The sequence below is a fragment of the Pseudomonas sp. 2957 genome (genome assembly GCF_031456345.1).
Lineage (GTDB): Bacteria > Pseudomonadota > Gammaproteobacteria > Pseudomonadales > Pseudomonadaceae > Aquipseudomonas > Aquipseudomonas siliginis.
Genome location: NZ_JAVDUL010000003.1, coordinates 716912 through 734864, shown reverse-complemented (window position 1 = coordinate 734864; position 17953 = coordinate 716912). Strand labels below are relative to the sequence as shown.

Sequence of the window (17953 nt, the reverse complement as noted above, 5' to 3'; positions counted from 1 at the left end):
CGTGAAGCCAAGGGTTTTTTCGTTTCAGGGCCCTGAAAACAGGTCAGGCGGGTAAACGACTTTGCAGGGTCATGCCGAGCTCGATCAGGCGCTCGGCTACTGCGGCGATGTCGCGGAAGACCATGCCGGTGATGCGACGCATCGACTGGTCCCAGATATAAAACCGGCCATCTGCGGTGCAATGCACCCTTGTTTGCACGATGTTGCTGGCGCTGTTGCGCCGCACGAGTGTGTATGTGCTTGGTTCTGTTTTCCGTATCACGAACATGCCATTGCGAGGCAGAAGCTTTTCCAGCGTTGCATCATTCCATGGCGGCACGGGGGCCTTGACCTGCAATCGCAGGTCAGCGAACAGAGGATCGAAGGCGCTGTTTGTCGTCGCCCCGTTGTAAAACGGGCCGCGAGCGACTTCCACTCCCGGGTCGATCCTGAGGTCGGCCACCTCGTCGGGCCAGACTTCTTCGATGCGCAAACCGATGCCGCCCCGGAGTTCGCTTATGCCTGCCAGATCTCTGAAGGTATTGGTATTCGTGGCATCGACCAGAGCCACCCACTTGCCGGGTCTGTTGAGGAGCTTGTCACGCTCCATGATCTGCGTTGCGAGGCGCGCCTTGATCATCTGCTCTTCGATCGACGTGAGCGGGACTTTCAGCGTGCAGGTTTCTGCTGCATCCAGTCCATGAACCCGGACGCCATTGGCTTGGGCAGCCCGGATCAATTCGAGCATGTTGAACCGGTTCTCAGGGTCGGTACCCAGGCTGGACAAATAGGTACTGAGGTCCTCTGACATGTCTCCCGACAGGTAGAAATGGTTGAGGTCATCCTGGGCGAAATCACTCAGCAACCCACGCACGTAGAGCGTTTTGATATGCCGCGCGAACTTGGGCATGTTCTCGATCATGAAACGCGTGCTGGCGATGCGATCGAGGGTTTCACCGACGGCCAGTCCATCGGTACTGGCAAAGATGAGATCAATCAACTCATTGATCTCCATCTGCGGACTGACGGGCGGAATGACCGGGCGCTGGGGCAGGTTGATCCATTTCAACTCCCGATAGAATGCTTCGGCGTCGTTCAGCAGAGCCGTGCGTTGTTCTCCGAAATGGGCCACGTAGCGGTCGGTCGCCAGCAGATAGCGGCGCCCGGCGCTTGTGGTCTCGGCGGAGGCGTTGGGCAAGTTCATTGCCCATCTTCTCATTCCGGGTATTTCCGTCTCTGAGATACCCTTGAGCTTCGTAACCGGGCGTAGCGGACACGGAACGCCTGGAAGCGGTTCGACGCGTGGCAGGTCCACCGACGGTGTTGCCTCGGTTGAGCTCACATCAGTCTCCGGCAAACATGCCTTGCCCACGCATTGACCGCCTCCGCGCAGCCGCAGCGCTGGCATGCGCTCCCACTTGCCGGCGCTTCCCAGGCGGACCGGCAACGAATAAGCGAACTGATTGGGGCGCTCGGGATTGATGATTGCCCAGTTGCCACTGTCCTGCGAGTCGGCGAAGTAGCGCACGTAATAGGCGGCGCCATCCATTTCGATGGCATGACCCGGTTCTTTGTCGAGGCGGTAGATGCCTTCGTATTTCCCCGGCGTCGCCTCTACAGCGTGTTGCGCAAGTAACTCGTTGCATCGATAGCTGGCAGGTACTTGCGCAAAAGTCGAACCTTGCCGCGGAGCAGGCGTAATCAATGGCTCAGTGACGTCGACGAATGTCGATTCGCCGGGGATTTCGTTTGCCAATTCGCTGGCAGTTTCGTTGGACGACCTGACGGGCGGGGGATCCAGAGGCGGCAATAACCGTGAGTCAGCCGAAGTAAGTTCGATCAGCCCGCGCATCTCTTCAGCCTCGGCATACTCGACCTGTGGCCCAACTTCCAACTGCGCGCCAGTGCCAATCAGGAACGGAATATTGAATACGGTTTCGATCGCGCTGAGCACCGCACCGATAACCCCGGCTCTACGCTCGGTCGCCGTAATGCCGTTGATCGCCTGATCGATGTTCAGCCCCGTGTTGACGACGCCCGCCCCAATCAACGGCAAAGCTGCAGGCCAGCCCACGGCCGCCATCGGGCCGAACACTTTCAGCCCGGCGCTCAGATAGCCGGTCCAGAGTTTCTTGCGCAGGTCACTGTTGGACGTGAGCACCAGATGCGCCTCGGCAACCATGCCCGTGCGGGTCGACTCGCTTAACCACGTGAAGGCGTCACCGCTGATCGCAACGTTGCTGCGGTTGATCATTCGATGATCGCTGTGGCCCCAGGTGCTCACCAAACGGTTCATCAGATCAGTGAGGTTCTCGGTGATGTGATTGCTGTCAGCCAGCGAGAAGTGCTTGAGAAACAAAGAGCGTTTCTGCTCTGAATTCATCTGCTCAAGCATCCACCAGTGCAGATCCGCGGCAGTGTCCATCAGCCGAAAGGCCTGGGCCTGTCCCGGCAGGTAAAGGGTCTGCCGGCCACTGTCTTCGACCAGACGCAGCACGTTGGTGGCGACGTGACCGTCCAGATCCAGCGTGCGCACTTGCGCGCCGACCGGGTACGTCGATCGGAGCATTTGCAGGGTTACCGGCCAGCTTACGGGGCCGATCAGCGAGGTGACGATGCGTTGAAAATCATTGCCGTCAACGTCCCCCTGTTGCAGCGCCTGCACCGCCTGACTGAGGAAGTTGCACTTGGCCAGGGCGCGGAAATCGTCCGACGAGGTTTGCCAGAATTTGGTCAATTGACCGCTGTAACGCGTGCTGAAATCAACGGCCCAGAATGCCTTCAGCACATCGCTGCCAAGCAGTCGCACTTCGTTGCTCTGATTGAAATTCTCCGCGCCCGGGCCATCCGAGTAGAAGCCGCAGTAAAGGCCCAGCAAATCTGCGTTGTCTTGGTCGGTGGCGCGAAATCGATGGACGACCAGTTGCGTGAGGGTGAGCGTTTCATAAGGCTTTTCCAGCAAGTGCTCCCAACCGGTAAAGGTCAGCGTGCTGCTTTGCGCCGTTTTGAAACGATGGAAATAAACCTGGTCGGGATCAAGGCCAGATAGGCCCTTGGCGGCCAGCAGTTCGATCGCGACTAGCCGAGCCTCATTCAGCAGGCTTGGGCAGTTCTGCACAATGGTAGTGGCGATGGCTTTGAGGGCGGTTTTGTCCGCTGCGTTTGGCAGCAGACGACGTTCGGCAGTGGTCATTCGGGTGTTCATCCTTGAGACACAAAGGCAGAAGATGGCCCATGCGCTCAAGGGGAGGGTGTTAGCCGGTTATCGCGTGTTGTCCTTTTGAAAGTGAGCCAATGCCTTCGCAGATATCAAAGATATTCAGACCGAATAAGATCCGTATCGAACGGAGTCAGCCCTTGTTCAGGTGCGAACACCCTCTGCGCCTGCTCTGCAGAGGCCACTCGTTCGCCTCGTGCTCGCACGTGTAAATCGAAAAGCGTGTGCAGGTCCGGCCTTGGTGTATGCACCAGGGCGCGCAGCATCAACGAAACTCCGCTGAGGTTGTTGTCGACGTTGTTCCAGCGGGGCGATGAAGTCAGCCCCAGATCGGCCCAGATCATGCGACGTTCCACCAGGTCCATCACGAATGGCAGGCAGATACTCGTGTCGGAGGCGATATCGATGCGGTCGACTACGGTGCGCGGCTCGAACACTTCGCCAGATGCCGTATCGGCGCGGGCCATCCAGCCCGCGAAGCATTCAGGAAGGTCACAATATGGCTGCCAGGTAAATGAGTTGAGGGACGTGACGACATAGCGGACGCCCTTTTTGACGAGAGCATCAAGGTCGAGGTCGATGAACTCGGAAGCGCCATTAGGCGCGTCGACGATGTCGCCGCTGTGGTAACCGCCATAACCTTTCAGGTTGTAATAGGCGACCGCTTCCTTGAAGACGAAGTCGCTGTCGAAGAAGGCGGCGGACAAGTCGATGTCCGTGCGGTCACGACCGTTCTTCCACCACAGGAATAGGCGAATGAATCGCGTATCGGGCATTGGCAAGCGACTGCCGCGTACAAGTGTTCGCAGTGACTTCGCTGCGGCGCGCTGTGCCAATGGCACCCGGTATTCGCGCAATGCCGGATCGACAAAGCAGCGGCCCAGCGGTGGCAGCGACGCGAAACGTGCGATCAGGGCGTTCTCGCAAATCTGTGCGGCACGTGCCAATACCTGCGGTGCGATCGACTCTCGACGATCAGCAGTGCCGAAGACTTTCGCCAGCGCTCCTTTAGGTGTGAACGCTCGCAAGGGCAGGGGGCGCGGGGCATTTACCTGGGCCAGTAATTGCAGCAGCACAGGTGAGGACACTTGCGCCGCGACAGCCGCAAAGGCGTCGAGCACCGCGTCCGGTTCTGTGGCACGCCGTAACATCACGTCCAGACGGCGCGCGAATTCTCCGGGACGATCCTGCAGCACCGACGTAAGCGCGGCGATCTGGCGTTGGGCAAGCATGGTTTCGACACGCGACCCGAACGAGGCCGGCGGATCATTGCGTCGCGCTGCGGTGATGGCCGCAAATGCTCGCGGATACTTCTCAGCGTAATCGCCTGGATGCAGGACTTCGGCCAGACGTTTCCAGCGTTCGGCCTGGCGCATCACATCCTCGGTAGCGTTGGGCATGCGGTCGAGCAGGCGCAACAGCTTGCGACGCATCGAACGTTTCATTTTGCTAAAGCGCGTCAACGCTGTCGCCAGCGACACGTCTCCACCATGCAGTGCGATCGCCACGCGCAGCACGTCCGTCGCCGTTTCGACATTTTGCTCAAGGAAAGCCTCAACCTGTGCATCGTCGCCGATATGCAGGATTAGCGCGCCGCCAACGAGCGCGCGAATCTCGCGAAACGGAACGGTCTCGGGCAGTAGACGGAACACACCGCTTTTGTACGTTCGGATAAACCAGCTGACATCCGCAGCTTCCTCTTCGGACAGCGAGGTGCGCGATGAGACCAGCGGCTCGAGCAATGCCTCGAACTCGCTGACACTTCCCGGTTCGATGACCCAATGGATGAAGTTGCCTTCAAGCATGGCTGGCCGAACCTGTTCGCTGGGTGGCAGGCGCCGAAGTGTGTGGTAGTGAATGACGGCGTTGAGATACAACTCCGCCTCTGTCGCTTCGAGGACTTGATTGGGGAAGTCAGGATAAAACGGTCGGTGATGTACATGAGCACCGCTGAGACGGCGCAGGACTCGAATGACTTCACGCAGCCAGTTCTTGAGTTCTACCGCAGAGAGCATGCCGATTCGCTCGATCAGCGGTTCAGAGAGTACATATCGAAACGCCGCGACTTCTTTGACCGCTGATGCGACCTGCGCGCGCGTGGCTCCGCCAGAGCCGGCAGGGACGTGAAGTTTTGTACGGCGCCGCAGGAACAGCTCCTGATTGATCATGATTTCTTCCTTGGTCGCCGTTTCCAGTGAGCTGATGCTCACCTGTGCAATCGATACGAAAACGCCTGCAATAAGCAGGCGCGGTGTGGAGAGCGGAACCCCTAGTTCATGGAGGATAGAAGGAAGGTGTTCCATAGCCACGGCGGCATACTATCGGAGGTCATCGCGGCTTGTCAGCCAATCACATATTTTGAAATGGGCTCGCCTGTTGGCGAACGTCAGCGCCGCGCCACATCGGAAAAATAGAACTTGTCCAGCGTATGCCGCGATTCGGTGTACTCGAACTGGCGGCCGTCCTGCAGGAAGGTCTGGTTGCTGACCACGATGACATGGCTCTGGCCGTCGAGGTCCAGATGGTGGTGGTCGTCCTTGCTGCACGGCATGGCTTCGATGGTGCGCTGGGCGTAGGCGATCTGCAGTTGCAGGGTCTGTTCGATGTGGGCGTAGATCGAATGTTCGGCGATGTCTGCAGACAGGTCGGGAATCACCTCGCTGACGAAGTGGTTGATGTCGAGGATGACGCGTTTGCCGTCGATGCGCCGCACCCGTTTGATCCGGGTGATCGGGCTGCCGGGCTCGGCATTGATGTGTTCGAGCAGCGCACCTTCCAGCGGCACCTGACACATCTCGACCACTTCGGTGCTGACGTCGTTGCCCAGTCGCGGGTGGGTCTCCTGGAAACTGACGATGCCGCCGAGCTGGAATTCGATCGGGTTGGTCGCCAGCACGAACGCGCCTTTGCCGTGAATCTTCTGAGCGAAACCGCGTTCCTGCAACTGGTCGATGGCCTTGCGTACCGTGCCACGGCTGGCCTGATAGGTGTCCATCAGCTCGGTTTCGGAAGGCAGCCGGGCGCCGCGCTCCAGGCGCTGCGTGGTGATGCTGGCAAGCAAATCGCTGTAGATCTGGTTGTATTTGCTCATGGCTGGACTCTGTGCCGACGGTGCTCAAAACCCCGAACCTTAAGGGCAGGGTAGGGGTTTGTCCATGCGGACGAAGGAAAACATCTTAGGTCAGAGTAGGAAGAATCCGCATTTTTCTGATGTTCATCCACGGACGCAAACTCGTACAGACGAGTTGTTGCATTAACTCGTACAGACGAGTATTTTTCCTCTCGGCGTGCTGCCAATAACAACAATCCACGACGGAAGAACAAGCATGAGCCATGACTACCCGAACATCGCCAAGGAGCTGCTGGAAAGCCTCGGTGGCCGCGACAACATCGAGCAGGCGGCGCATTGCGTGACGCGTTTGCGCCTGGCGCTGAAGAACCCCGCGCTGGTGAATGTGGCCGCGCTCAATGGCGTCGATCTGGTCAAGGGTTCGTTCTTCACCGGCGGCTTGTATCAAGTGGTCATCGGCCCGGGTGATGTTGAAAAGGTTTATGCCGAACTGCGCCAGCAGACGGGCCTGGCGGCGTCGACCATCGCCGACGTTAAACAGAAAAGCGCCGAGAAGATAAACGCCATGCAGCGGCTGGTGCGGGTGTTTTCCGATGTGTTCATGCCGATCCTGCCGGCGCTGATCATTGCCGGCCTGTTGATGGGCATCAACAACCTGCTTGGCGCCAAGGGCATGTTCATCGAGGGCCAGACCCTGCTGGATGCCTATCCCAACCTCGACGGGTTGTGGAGCCTGATCAATCTGATGGCCAACACCTCGTTCGTGTTCCTGCCGGCGCTGGTCGGCTGGTCGGCGGCCAAGCGTTTCGGCGGCAGCGAAATCCTCGGCATTGTCCTCGGTCTGATGCTGGTACACCCGGACCTGCTCAATGCCTGGAATTACGGCAAGGCCGTGGCCGGGCTGGACGGGCAGCAACTGCCGTACTTCGACATCCTCGGCCTGTTCCAGGTGGAAAAGGTCGGCTACCAGGGGCAGATCTTGCCGATCCTGCTGGCGGCGTACGTGATGAGCGTCATCGAAAAATGGCTGCGCGCGCGAGTGCCCAACGCCGTGCAATTGCTTGTGGTGCCGATCACCACCATCGTTGTCACTGGTGTGCTGGCGCTGGCGATCATTGGCCCGGTGACCCGGCATATCGGCATCTACATCACCGAAGGGCTGGTGATGCTGTTCGATCTGGCGCCGTTGGTGGGCGGTCTGATTTTCGGTTTGCTGTATGCGCCGCTGGTAATCACCGGCATGCACCACATGTTCCTCGCCGTGGATCTGCAATTGATCTCGAGCCAGGGCGGCACCTTCATCTGGCCGATGATCGTCATGTCCAATTTGGCGCAGGGCAGTGCGGCCCTGGCGGTGTTCTGGATGACGCGCAATGCGCGGGACAAGAGCATGGCCTCGACCTCGGCGATTTCTGCGTATTTCGGCATCACCGAGCCGGCGATGTTCGGTGTCAACCTGCGCTACAAGTTTCCGTTTTACGCCGCGCTGGCCGGTTCGGCGCTGGGCTGCATGTTCCTCTCGCTGAACAAGATCCAGGCCTCGGCCATCGGCGTCGGTGGCCTGCCCGGTTTCATCTCGATCATTCCGCAGTTCATCCCGATGTTCGTCATCGGGATGCTGATTGCCATGCTCGTGCCGTTTGCCCTTACCTGCGTGCTGAGCATGAAGATCGTCCGCCCGGGTTACCGGGTTGCCTGAAATTGAACTGTAGGAGCTGCCGGAGGCTGCGATCTTTTGATCTTGCCTTTCAAAATCGAAAGATCGCAGCCTCCGGCAGCTCCTACAGAGATCGTAAAATTCAAGAGGGAAATCCGCCATGCAAGACTGGCAACGTTCGGTGATCTACCAGATCTACCCGAAGAGCTTTCACAGCCATGCCGGCAACGCCACCGGCGATCTGCTCGGCATCGTCGCCAAGCTCGATTACCTGCAATGGCTGGGGGTCGATTACCTGTGGATCACGCCGTTCCTGCGCTCGCCGCAGCGCGACAACGGCTACGACATCAGCGACTACTACGCGGTCGATCCGAGCTACGGCAGCATGGCCGACTGTGAACTGCTGATCGCCGAAGCGGGCAAACGCGGGATCAAGTTGATGCTCGACATCGTGGTCAACCACACCTCGATCGAGCATGTGTGGTTCCAGCAGGCGCGCAGCAGCCTCGACAACCCTTACCGCGACTTCTATATCTGGCGCGACCAGCCGAACAACTGGGAATCCAAATTCGGCGGCTCGGCCTGGGAGTACGAAGCGCAGACCGGCCAGTATTATCTGCACCTGTTCGACCACACCCAGGCGGATCTCAATTGGGACAACCCCAAGGTCCGCGACGAAGTGTTCAAGATGATGCGCTTCTGGCGCGACAAGGGTGTGGGTGGTTTTCGTCTGGACGTGATCAACCTGATCTCCAAACCGGCGGACTTTCCCGAAGACGACAGCGATGGTCGGCGCTTCTACACCGACGGGCCGAACGTGCACACCTACTTGCAGCAGATGCACCGCGAAGTCTTCGAAGGGCATGAGCTGATCAACGTCGGCGAGATGTCTTCGACACGTCTGGAACACTGCATTCGTTACTCCAATCCGCAGTCGAAAGAACTGTCGATGACCTTCAACTTTCATCACCTGAAGGTCGATTACCCGAATCTGCAGAAATGGGTGCGCGCCGATTTCGATTTCCTCCAGCTCAAGCAGATTCTCTCCGACTGGCAGACCGGCATGCAGGCGGGTGGCGGCTGGAATGCGCTGTTCTGGTGTAACCACGATCAGCCACGCGTGGTCTCGCGGTTCGGCAATGACGGCGAATACCGCGAGCTGTCGGCGAAGATGCTTGGTACCGCGCTGCACTTTCTGCAGGGCACGCCTTTCGTCTATCAGGGCGAAGAACTGGGCATGACCAATCCGGGGTTCGAGAGCATCGAGCAATACCGTGACGTCGAGACCCTGAATATCTTTCGCCTCAAGCGTGAAGCCGGGGCAAGCGACCTCGACAACATGGCGGCGATCATGCAGAAGTCCCGCGATAACGGGCGCACGCCGATGCACTGGCACGCCGGGCACAACGCCGGCTTCACTCGCAGCGAACCATGGATCGGTGTGCCGGCCAATGCCGCACAGATCAACGTCGCGCATCAACTGCACGACCCGGAATCGGTGCTGCATCACTATCGGCGCCTGATCGCTTTGCGCCGCACTGAAGCGTTGATCTCCGACGGCGTCTATCGCCAACTACTGCCGGAGCATCCACAGGTCTGGGCGTACCTGCGCGAGGGGACGGGAGAACGCTTGTTAGTGGTGAACAATTTCTATGGCACTGCCTGTGAGGTCGAGCTACCGGCGCTGATCGACGAAGCCCAGGAGCAGCGCCTGCTGATCAGCAACTACCCGGACTGCCCGCAACGCACGAGTTTGCTGCAGTTGGGACCTTACGAATCCTTCGTGCTGCACCTGACCGACCCCTGATTTTTTAACTGAATAACAACCTTTGAAAAAACACGCAGAACGCTGCGCGGGGGATTTGTGCGCGCTGAATTCCTGCAACCACACAATAAAAACAACGGGTGGCATATATGAGAGCAACCATAAATTACAGCCTGGCAGTCGCGGGGATTTGTCTGGCAATGCCCGCGTCCTCACAGGCGCTGGAGTTCGGCGGCTATCTGCGCAGCGGTGTCGGTACTTCGGTCAACAGCAGCAGCCAGTCGTGTTTCCAGTTGCCCGGCGCGCAGACCAAATATCGCCTCGGTAACGAGTGCGAGCAGTACGGTGAGCTCGAGCTGCGCCAGGATCTGTACACCCTCGACGACGGCTCGGTGCTGAGCGTCGACGGCATGGCATCGCTGTACAACCGTTACGACCGCAGCCTGACGTTCAAGGAAGACAACGGCTCGATTCGTTTGCCGCAGGCTTACGCGCAATGGTCGGCGATGCCCGCGCTCAACGGCGGCTCGCTGTGGGCCGGTCGGCGCTACTACAAACGTAACGACATCCATATTTCCGATTTCTATTACTGGAACCAGAGCGCCACCGGTGCAGGCATTGAAGACGTGTTGCTCGGTGGCCTGAAATACAGCTACGCCTTTTCGCGCAAGGACAACCTTTACCAAAAGGATTACATCAACCGCCACGACTTCAACGTCGGCGGTTTCAACAGCAACCGCGGCGGAGAACTGGAGTTCGGCCTCAGCTACATCGACAAGCCCGACAGCCGCGACGCCCACCGTGGCTGGGCGATTACCACTCAGCACGTGCAGCAGGACTTTCTCGGCGGCAAGAACAAACTGGCGCTGCAATACGGCGAAGGGCCGGGCACCGGATTGGGCTATACCGGTAACGTCAGGCTTGATGACCGCAACAAGAGTTATCGGATCGTCGAGTTCTTCGACTGGCAACTGACGCCACGTTTTGGCGGACAATTCCAGGCGGTGTATCAGAAAGATATTCGTCAGGGCGGCGCCGATCAGAACTGGCTGTCACTCGGTGTGCGCCCGGCCTATGCGCTGAGCGAGCAGTTCAAACTGGTGACCGAACTGGGGCACGATCAGGTCGAGGCGGCAGACGGCACGCGCAAGCTGAGCAAGTTCACCTTTGCACCGACCTGGTCACCGAAAGGCCCGGAATTCTGGGCGCGGCCCGAGGTGCGTCTGTATTACACCTATGCCAGCTGGAACCAGGCAGCCAAGCGTGCCGCCAACCTGTTGGCCAAAGGTTCGGCGCTGTCCGACACCGGCGTCTTCGGCAACGCACGGCACGGGGCCAATGTCGGGCTGCAGGTTGAATACTGGTGGAAATAAGCAAAGCGGCTGCGACCGCTCATTCAATCAATACACGCTCAGGTGATGTCATGGCCACACCCCAACAATTGCAGCTGCTGGCTCCTTTATCCGGCGTGCTGATGGCGCTGGACCAGGTGCCCGACCCGGTGTTTGCCGGGCGGATCATCGGCGACGGTTTGTGCATCGACCCGACTTCGTCAACGCTCTGCGCACCGCTTGCAGGTGTGGTCAGCGACGTGCAGGCCAGCGGGCATGCGCTCACCATCACCAGTGATGCGGGTGTTCAGGTGTTGATGCATATCGGCCTGGACACGGTGAATCTCGCCGGCGAAGGATTCACCCGCCGCGTTGAAGCGGGGCAGCGGGTCGAAGCGGGGCAGGCGCTGATCGACTTCGATGCTGACTACATTGCCCTGCACGCGCGCAGTTTGTTGACCTTGATGCTGGTGGTCAGCGGTGAGCCGTTCGATTCACTCGTTGGCTCAACCGGGTTGGTCGAGGTGGGCCAGCCAGTGCTGGACGTCGTGGTCGGCGCAGCCGCCGGCGAACATCCTGCGCCGGTGCCGGGCGACGCGGTGTTCTCGCAGCCGATCCATCTGCCCAATCCCAATGGCCTGCACGCGCGCCCGGCAGCAGTATTCGCCCAAGCGGCCAAAGCATTTTCAGCGACCATCCATCTGCACAAGCTGCAAGCTCAAGCCAACGGCAAATCCCTGGTGGCGATCATGGCGTTGCAAACGGCTCATGGCGACAGTGTGCAGGTCAGCGCCGAAGGCGAAGATGCCGTAGCCGCCGTCGATGCGCTGACACGCTTGCTGAGCGAAGGCTGCGGCGAAGCGGTGACAGCGCCCGCACCGGTCGAAGCCGACGCAGCAGAAATGCCGAACATCCTGCGCGGTGTCTGCGCCTCGCCCGGTTCGGCGTTGGGACAAATCATGCAGATCGTCGAAGCGTCGCTCATTGTCAACGAGTTCGGCGCCGAGCCGCCAGTTGAACTGGAGGCGTTGAGCCAAGCCCTGATCGAAGCCGACATGGCCCTGCAACATCTGCGCGACACCGCCAGCGGCCAGGCGCAGGCGGAGATCTTCAAGGCGCATCAGGAACTGCTCGCCGACCCGAGCCTGCTGGATCAGGCCCGGGCGCTGATCGACGCGGGCAACAGCGCGGCGTTTGCCTGGAAGACCAGCACCGACGCAACGGCGGCGATGTTTCGCTCGCTGGGCAATGCCTTGCTGGCCGAGCGCGCGGCGGATCTGGATGATGTCGGCCAGCGCGTGCTGAAGCTGATCCTCGGTGTTCACGAGCAAGCGCTGGAGTTGCCGGACGACACCATTCTGATCGCCGATCAGTTGACCCCGTCCCAGACCGCCGGGCTCGATACGCGCAAAGTGCTCGGGTTTGCCACCGTCGGCGGTGGCGCCACCAGCCATGTCGCGATCCTCGCGCGAGCCTGCGGTTTACCGGCGATCTGCGGCATGCCGGCGCAAATGCTCGGGCTCGGCAACGGCACGCGGGTGCTGCTCGATGCCGACAAAGGCGAATTGCAGTTGCACCCGGACGCCGAGTCCATTGATCAATTGCGCACGCGGCATGAGCGCCAGCGCCAGCGTCATCAGCAGGAACTGGCGCAGGCCAGCGAGGCGGCCTGCACCCGTGACGGTCAGCACATCGAAGTCACCGCCAACGTTGCCTCGCAGCAAGAAACCGCCCAGGCCATGGAGCTGGGCGCGAATGGCGTGGGGCTGTTGCGTTCGGAATTTCTCTACCTGGGCCGTCAGCAGGCGCCGAGCCATGACGAACAGGTGGCCACTTACAGCGCCATCGCGCGCACCATCGGGCCGGCACACAATCTGGTGGTGCGCACCCTCGATGTCGGTGGCGACAAACCGCTGGCTTATGTGCCGATGGACAGCGAAACCAATCCTTTCCTTGGTTTGCGCGGCATTCGCCTGTGCCTTGAGCGACCGCAACTGTTGCGCGAGCAGTTCCGTGCAATCCTCGCCTGCTGTGAACTGACGCGTCTGCACATCATGTTGCCGATGGTCACGAATTTGGCCGAACTGCGTCTGGCGCGGCAGATTCTCGAGCAAGAAGCGCGGGTGCTGGGCCTGGCGCACCTGCCAAAGCTGGGAATCATGATCGAAGTGCCTGCCGCTGCGCTGATGGCCGATGTGCTGGCGCCGCACGTGGATTTTTTCTCCATCGGTACCAACGACCTCACCCAATACACCCTGGCCATGGACCGCGATCATCCGCGTCTGGCCAGTCAGGCGGACAGCTTTCACCCTTCGGTGCTGCGCCTGATTGCCATGACGGTGAAGGCTGCGCATGCCCACGGCAAATGGGTCGGCGTCTGCGGTGCGATGGCGTCTGAACGCCTTGCCGTGCCGCTGCTGCTGGGGCTGGGAGTGGATGAGCTGTCGGTGAGCGTGCCGTTGATTCCGGCGATCAAGTCGGCGGTCCGCGAAGTGGATCTGGCCGACTGTCGAATCATCGCCGAACAGGTTTCGAACCTGGAAAGCGCCGCCGACGTGCGCGCAGCCTTGCAGCAGTTTCATGGGGCGAAAGTCGATGCCTCGCCGGTTATGGAGAATTGAACATGTTCGACAAATTGCAGCAGGCATTCTGGAAAGCGCTGACGCCGGATCTAGTCCCGGATGAGGTGAAAGCCGTCGCCGAACCGATTGCCGGCCTGAGCGCCGAGATTGTTGCGGCGCTGGGCGGTGTGGATAACCTCAAGTCGCAGCAACCGGTGGCGCTGACTCGGGTGCGCGTGGCGCTGCACGACGCGGCCTGTGTCGACCGTCAGGCGTTGAGTCTGGCCGGTGTGGCGGGCGTCATGCCGCTTGAGGGCGGCGTGCTGTACCTGATTACCGGGCTGCGCGTATAAGGCCGACAAGACGTGCGGCCGCAGGTCGCCCTTACTGTTTCTCAACTGCGGGTGTATCGTATTCGCCTTTTGCGGATCCCTCGGGGTCTGTCGCTGATACGTGAGGTAGTTGAGTTCATGTCCTTTACCCGTCGCCAAATCCTCGGTGGCCTGGCCGGTCTTGTTGTCGTTGGCGTGGGCGCGGGAGGCGCGTCGCGTTACTGGCTGGGCAAGATGGCCGACGCCGAGGCCGGCCACGACTATGAACTGATCGCCGCGCCGCTCGATGTCGAGCTGGTGCCGGGCCACAAGACCGAAGCCTGGGCGTTCGGCCCGTCGGCGCCGGGCACCGAGTTGCGTGTGCGTCAGGGTGAATGGCTGCGGGTGCGTTTCATCAATCACTTGCCGGTGGCGACTACCATTCACTGGCACGGTATCCGCCTGCCGCTGGAAATGGACGGCGTGCCTTACGTGTCGCAACTGCCGGTGCTGCCGGGCGAATACTTCGACTACAAATTCCGTGTGCCGGACGCCGGCAGCTACTGGTATCACCCGCATGTCAGCAGCAGCGAAGAACTCGGACGCGGGCTGGTCGGGCCGCTGATCATCGAGGAACGCGAGCCGACCGGTTTCAAGTACGAGAAAACCCTGAGCCTGAAGAACTGGCATGTCGACGAGCAAGGTCAGTTCGTCGAATTCAGCATCCCCCGCGAAGCGGCCCGTGGCGGTACCGCCGGGCGCTTGTCGACGATCAATGGTGTGCCGCTGCCGGTGATTGATCTGCCGGCCGGGCAGGTCACTCGGGTACGTCTGCTTAACCTCGACAACACCCTGACCTATCGCATCAACATTCCCGGTGTCGACGCGAAGATCTACGCGCTGGATGGCAACCCGGTCGAGCCGCGCCCGTTGGGCAAGGAATACTGGCTCGGCCCCGGCATGCGCATTTGCCTGGCGATCAAGGCGCCGGCGGCCGGTGAAGAGTTGTCGCTGCGCAACGGCCCGGTGCGCCTTGGCACGCTACGTTCGGTCGCCAACACCGACGCGCCGACGGACTGGCCGAAGGCCCTGCCGGCCAACCCGGTGGCCGAGCCGGATCTGGCCAATGCCGAGAAACTCAACTTCAATTTCGAATGGGTCGGCTCGGTCTCGGTGAACACCGAAAACGGCAAGCCGCCGAGCCTGTGGCAGATCAACGGCAAGGCCTGGGACATCACCGACAAGACCTGTGCTGACCGACCGATTGCCAGCCTGAAACTGGGCCAGAGCTATATTTTCGAATTGAAGAACATGACCCAGTACCAGCACCCGATCCACCTGCACGGCATGAGCTTCAAGGTGATCGCGTCGAACCGGCACAAAGTCGTGCCGTATTTCACCGACACCTATCTGCTGGGCAAGAACGAGCGTGCGCAAGTGGCGCTGGTGGCGGATAACCCGGGGGTGTGGATGTTCCACTGCCATGTCATCGACCACATGGAAACCGGCCTGATGGCCGCGATCGAGGTGAAGTGATGCGCCAGATCCGCCCGGCGGCGATCATCGACCGCAGCCGCGACCGCGACTTCATGCGCGAAGCCCTGACCCTCGCCGCACAGGGCGCCGCCCTCGGTGAGGTGCCGGTGGGCGCGGTGCTGGTGCAGGATGGCGTGATCATCGGTCGCGGCTTCAATTGCCCGATCAGCACCAGCGACCCGAGTGCCCACGCCGAAATGGTCGCGATCCGCGCCGCCGCGCAGGCAGTGGATAACTATCGCCTGCCGGGCAGCACGCTGTATGTGACGCTGGAGCCTTGCAGCATGTGCGCCGGGCTGATCGTGCATTCGCGGGTGGCGCGGGTGGTGTACGGCGCGCTGGAACCCAAGGCCGGGATTGTGCAGAGTCAGGGACAGTTTTTTACCCAGGGCTTTTTGAATCACCGGGTGTTGTATGAGGGCGGGGTGTTGGCTGAAGAATGTGGTGCGGTGCTGACCGAGTTTTTCCGCGCCAGACGCACTAAAAACCCCTCACCCTAACCCTCTCCCAGAGGGAGAGGGGACCGACCGAGTTGGATGGACCAAATCCGCCGACCTGAAATACCGAGTCGGACTCAAGTTTTGAAAAGCTCAACAATTAGCTCCCTCTCCCATGGGAGAGGGCTGGGGTGAGGGGTAGGCCCACCGCGGTCATGGGAAAATACGCTTACTTCCTGGCGACGATAACTGCCCGCATCGGCGCCGGCAGCCCTTCAATGGTTTTGCTGTGGTCCTCGGGATCCAGAAAATCACTCAGCGACTGATACTTCATCCACTCGGTCCCGCGTTGTTCTTCCACCGTCGTGGTACTGACATCCACACAACGAATATCGGTGAACCCGGCGCGCCGCAGCCACAATTCCAGCGCCGGCACCGACGGCAGAAACCACACGTTGCGCATCTGCGCGTAGCGATCTTCCGGCACCAGCACCTGATGCTTGTCGCCTTCGACCACGAGGGTTTCCAGCACCAGTTCGCCGCCCTTGACCAGGCAATCCTTCAGCGCCAGCAAATGCTCGATCGGCGAGCGACGGTGGTAGAACACGCCCATGGAAAACACCGTGTCGAAGCCTTCCAGATTTTGCGGCAGGTCTTCAAACGGGAACGGCAGGTGCCAGGCATTCGGCTCGGACAAGTAACGCTGCACCGCCTGGAACTGGCAGAAGAACAACCAGTTCGGGTCGACACCGATGACGCTGTCGGCGCCGGCGCCGAGCATGCGCCACATGTAGTAGCCGTTGCCGCAACCGACATCAAGGATGCGTTTGCCCTTCAGGTCGAGGTGCGGGGAGACCCGCGACCACTTCCAGTCCGAGCGCCATTCGGTGTCCACATGCACACCGAACAGATCGAACGGCCCTTTGCGCCACGGCGACAGACCCATCAGCGCGGTGCGCATCTGCGCGCGAGTGTCGTCGTCGCAATCGGTGTCGAGTTTCAGGCCGTTGAGCAGGTCGACTTCGCTTGGCTGGATCTTCGGCAAGGCGTCCAGCGCACTTTGCCAGCGCTCCAGATCGCCGTGGCCTTTGTCCATTTTCTTGTCGAGTTGCGCTTGCAGCGTGTTGGCCCATTCGGCCAGCGGAGTACCGGCCAGACGGCGGGCGAGGGGGGACAGGTCAATCATGGCAAGGCAATCAACGAGGCAAAGTTAAGACACTGGAACCACGGCACGACTTTCGAGAACCCGGCGGCCAGCAGGCGTTCGCGGTGTTCTTCGAGGCTGTCGGGCTTCATGACGTTTTCGATGGCGCTGCGCTTCTGGGCGATTTCCAGTTCGCTGTAGCCGTTGGCGCGTTTGAACGCCACGTGCAGGTCGGTGAGAAGGGCGTGTTCTTCGGCATCGTTGAAGCGCAGCTTTTCCGAGAGAATCAGCGCGCCGCCGGGCAACAACGATTGGCGAATCCGCGAGAGCAACGCGGTGCGCTGGTCCGGGGCGATGAATTGCAGGGTGAAGTTCAGCGCCACCACCGACGCGGGTTGAAACTCCAGCGCGAGGATATCGCCCTCGATGACTTCGACCGGCAGCAGTTCCTGAAACATCGAATCCTGACCATTGAGATACTCGCGGCAACGCTCGACCATCGCCGCCGAGTTATCCACAGCGATGACCCGGCAACCGTCGGTGCGCACATGGCGGCGCAGGGCTTGAGTCACTGCGCCGAGCGACGAGCCGAGGTCGTAGAGCACGCTGTTCGGCTGGGCGAACTGCGCCGCGAGCACGCCGAGGTTTTCGACGATGGTCGGGTAACCCGGCACCGAGCGCTTGATCATGTCCGGGAACACCCGCACCACGTCTTCATTGAAGGCGAAGTCAGGCACCTGGGCCAAAGGCTGGGCGAATAGGCGATCGGGTTCTTTGCTCACGGCGGCGTCCGGCGGTGTCGGTGGAAAAGGCCGGCATTTTAGCCAAAGTGGCGCGGGGATGCTTGGGTTGTCTGATAAAGCACCGAACCGGGTGTAATTCTCGCCGTCTGGGATATGGCTTTCGCGAGCAGGCTCGCTCCCACAGGGGGGGCGCGGTGATCTG

12 protein-coding genes are annotated in these 17953 nt (G+C 60.5%); 7 read left to right on the top strand and 5 right to left on the bottom strand.

Features of this window, described 5'->3' with window-relative positions; all coding sequences use genetic code 11:
* Positions 1–43: 43 nt before the first annotated feature.
* From J2Y39_RS13720 to treR, 3 genes are all read right to left on the bottom strand, one after another.
* The gene (locus J2Y39_RS13720; RefSeq protein WP_310218217.1) at positions 44–3172 is read right to left on the bottom strand and encodes a membrane-targeted effector domain-containing toxin; all 3129 of its coding nucleotides are present in this window, start codon (positions 3170–3172) and stop codon (positions 44–46) included.
* A 116-nt stretch (positions 3173–3288) separates the two neighbouring features.
* Positions 3289–5499 (bottom strand): TerD family protein, encoded by a 2211-nt coding sequence (locus tag J2Y39_RS13715; RefSeq protein WP_310218427.1) that lies wholly within the window; start codon positions 5497–5499, stop codon positions 3289–3291.
* Between the two features lie 83 nt (positions 5500–5582).
* A complete protein-coding gene (gene treR / locus J2Y39_RS13710; RefSeq protein WP_310218213.1) occupies positions 5583–6287 on the bottom strand; it encodes a trehalose operon repressor in 705 nt (234 codons plus the stop codon).
* A 235-nt stretch (positions 6288–6522) separates the two neighbouring features.
* Between treR and treP the strand changes: the two genes are divergently transcribed.
* From treP to tadA, 7 genes are all read left to right on the top strand, one after another.
* The gene (treP, locus tag J2Y39_RS13705; protein WP_041479919.1) at positions 6523–7965 is read left to right on the top strand and encodes a PTS system trehalose-specific EIIBC component; all 1443 of its coding nucleotides are present in this window, start codon (positions 6523–6525) and stop codon (positions 7963–7965) included.
* A gap of 118 nt (positions 7966–8083) precedes the next feature.
* A complete protein-coding gene (treC, locus tag J2Y39_RS13700; protein WP_310218208.1) occupies positions 8084–9730 on the top strand; it encodes an alpha,alpha-phosphotrehalase in 1647 nt (548 codons plus the stop codon).
* 107 nt (positions 9731–9837) lie between these two features.
* Positions 9838–11061 carry a carbohydrate porin gene (locus J2Y39_RS13695; RefSeq protein ID WP_310218205.1) on the top strand — a complete coding sequence of 408 codons (1224 nt, stop codon included), beginning with the start codon at positions 9838–9840 and terminating at the stop codon, positions 11059–11061.
* A gap of 50 nt (positions 11062–11111) precedes the next feature.
* Positions 11112–13640, top strand: a complete 2529-nt coding sequence (ptsP, locus tag J2Y39_RS13690) for a phosphoenolpyruvate--protein phosphotransferase (RefSeq protein WP_310218203.1) — start codon at positions 11112–11114, stop codon at positions 13638–13640.
* A 2-nt stretch (positions 13641–13642) separates the two neighbouring features.
* Complete coding sequence (locus J2Y39_RS13685) at positions 13643–13933, top strand: PTS transporter subunit EIIB (RefSeq protein ID WP_310218200.1); 291 nt, start codon at positions 13643–13645, stop codon at positions 13931–13933.
* Positions 13934–14050: 117 nt separating this feature from the next.
* On the top strand, positions 14051–15427 hold the full coding sequence (locus J2Y39_RS13680; protein WP_252868226.1) for a multicopper oxidase family protein: 1377 nt from the start codon (positions 14051–14053) through the stop codon (positions 15425–15427).
* The gene (gene tadA / locus J2Y39_RS13675) at positions 15427–15927 is read left to right on the top strand and encodes a tRNA adenosine(34) deaminase TadA (protein ID WP_056790123.1); all 501 of its coding nucleotides are present in this window, start codon (positions 15427–15429) and stop codon (positions 15925–15927) included. The genes J2Y39_RS13680 and tadA overlap by 1 nt, the downstream gene beginning before the upstream one ends.
* A 166-nt stretch (positions 15928–16093) precedes the next feature.
* Here tadA and cmoB read toward each other — a convergent pair whose 3' ends face one another.
* A complete protein-coding gene (gene cmoB, locus J2Y39_RS13670) occupies positions 16094–17050 on the bottom strand; it encodes a tRNA 5-methoxyuridine(34)/uridine 5-oxyacetic acid(34) synthase CmoB (protein ID WP_310218196.1) in 957 nt (318 codons plus the stop codon).
* On the bottom strand, positions 17047–17790 hold the full coding sequence (gene cmoA, locus J2Y39_RS13665) for a carboxy-S-adenosyl-L-methionine synthase CmoA (protein WP_016773355.1): 744 nt from the start codon (positions 17788–17790) through the stop codon (positions 17047–17049). The genes cmoB and cmoA overlap by 4 nt, the downstream gene beginning before the upstream one ends.
* Between the last annotated feature and the right edge of the window lie 163 nt (positions 17791–17953).

Excerpts from the sequence above, each read along its gene's own strand:
- J2Y39_RS13720 (WP_310218217.1), bottom strand. The coding sequence starts at position 3,172 with ATGACCACTGCCGAACGTCGTCTGCTGCCAAACGCAGCGGACAAAACC.
- J2Y39_RS13715 (WP_310218427.1), bottom strand. The coding sequence starts at position 5,499 with ATGGAACACCTTCCTTCTATCCTCCATGAACTAGGGGTTCCGCTCTCC.
- treR (WP_310218213.1), bottom strand. The coding sequence starts at position 6,287 with ATGAGCAAATACAACCAGATCTACAGCGATTTGCTTGCCAGCATCACC.
- treP (WP_041479919.1), top strand. The coding sequence starts at position 6,523 with ATGAGCCATGACTACCCGAACATCGCCAAGGAGCTGCTGGAAAGCCTC.
- treC (WP_310218208.1), top strand. The coding sequence starts at position 8,084 with ATGCAAGACTGGCAACGTTCGGTGATCTACCAGATCTACCCGAAGAGC.
- J2Y39_RS13695 (WP_310218205.1), top strand. The coding sequence starts at position 9,838 with ATGAGAGCAACCATAAATTACAGCCTGGCAGTCGCGGGGATTTGTCTG.
- ptsP (WP_310218203.1), top strand. The coding sequence starts at position 11,112 with ATGGCCACACCCCAACAATTGCAGCTGCTGGCTCCTTTATCCGGCGTG.
- J2Y39_RS13685 (WP_310218200.1), top strand. The coding sequence starts at position 13,643 with ATGTTCGACAAATTGCAGCAGGCATTCTGGAAAGCGCTGACGCCGGAT.
- J2Y39_RS13680 (WP_252868226.1), top strand. The coding sequence starts at position 14,051 with ATGTCCTTTACCCGTCGCCAAATCCTCGGTGGCCTGGCCGGTCTTGTT.
- tadA (WP_056790123.1), top strand. The coding sequence starts at position 15,427 with ATGCGCCAGATCCGCCCGGCGGCGATCATCGACCGCAGCCGCGACCGC.
- cmoB (WP_310218196.1), bottom strand. The coding sequence starts at position 17,050 with ATGATTGACCTGTCCCCCCTCGCCCGCCGTCTGGCCGGTACTCCGCTG.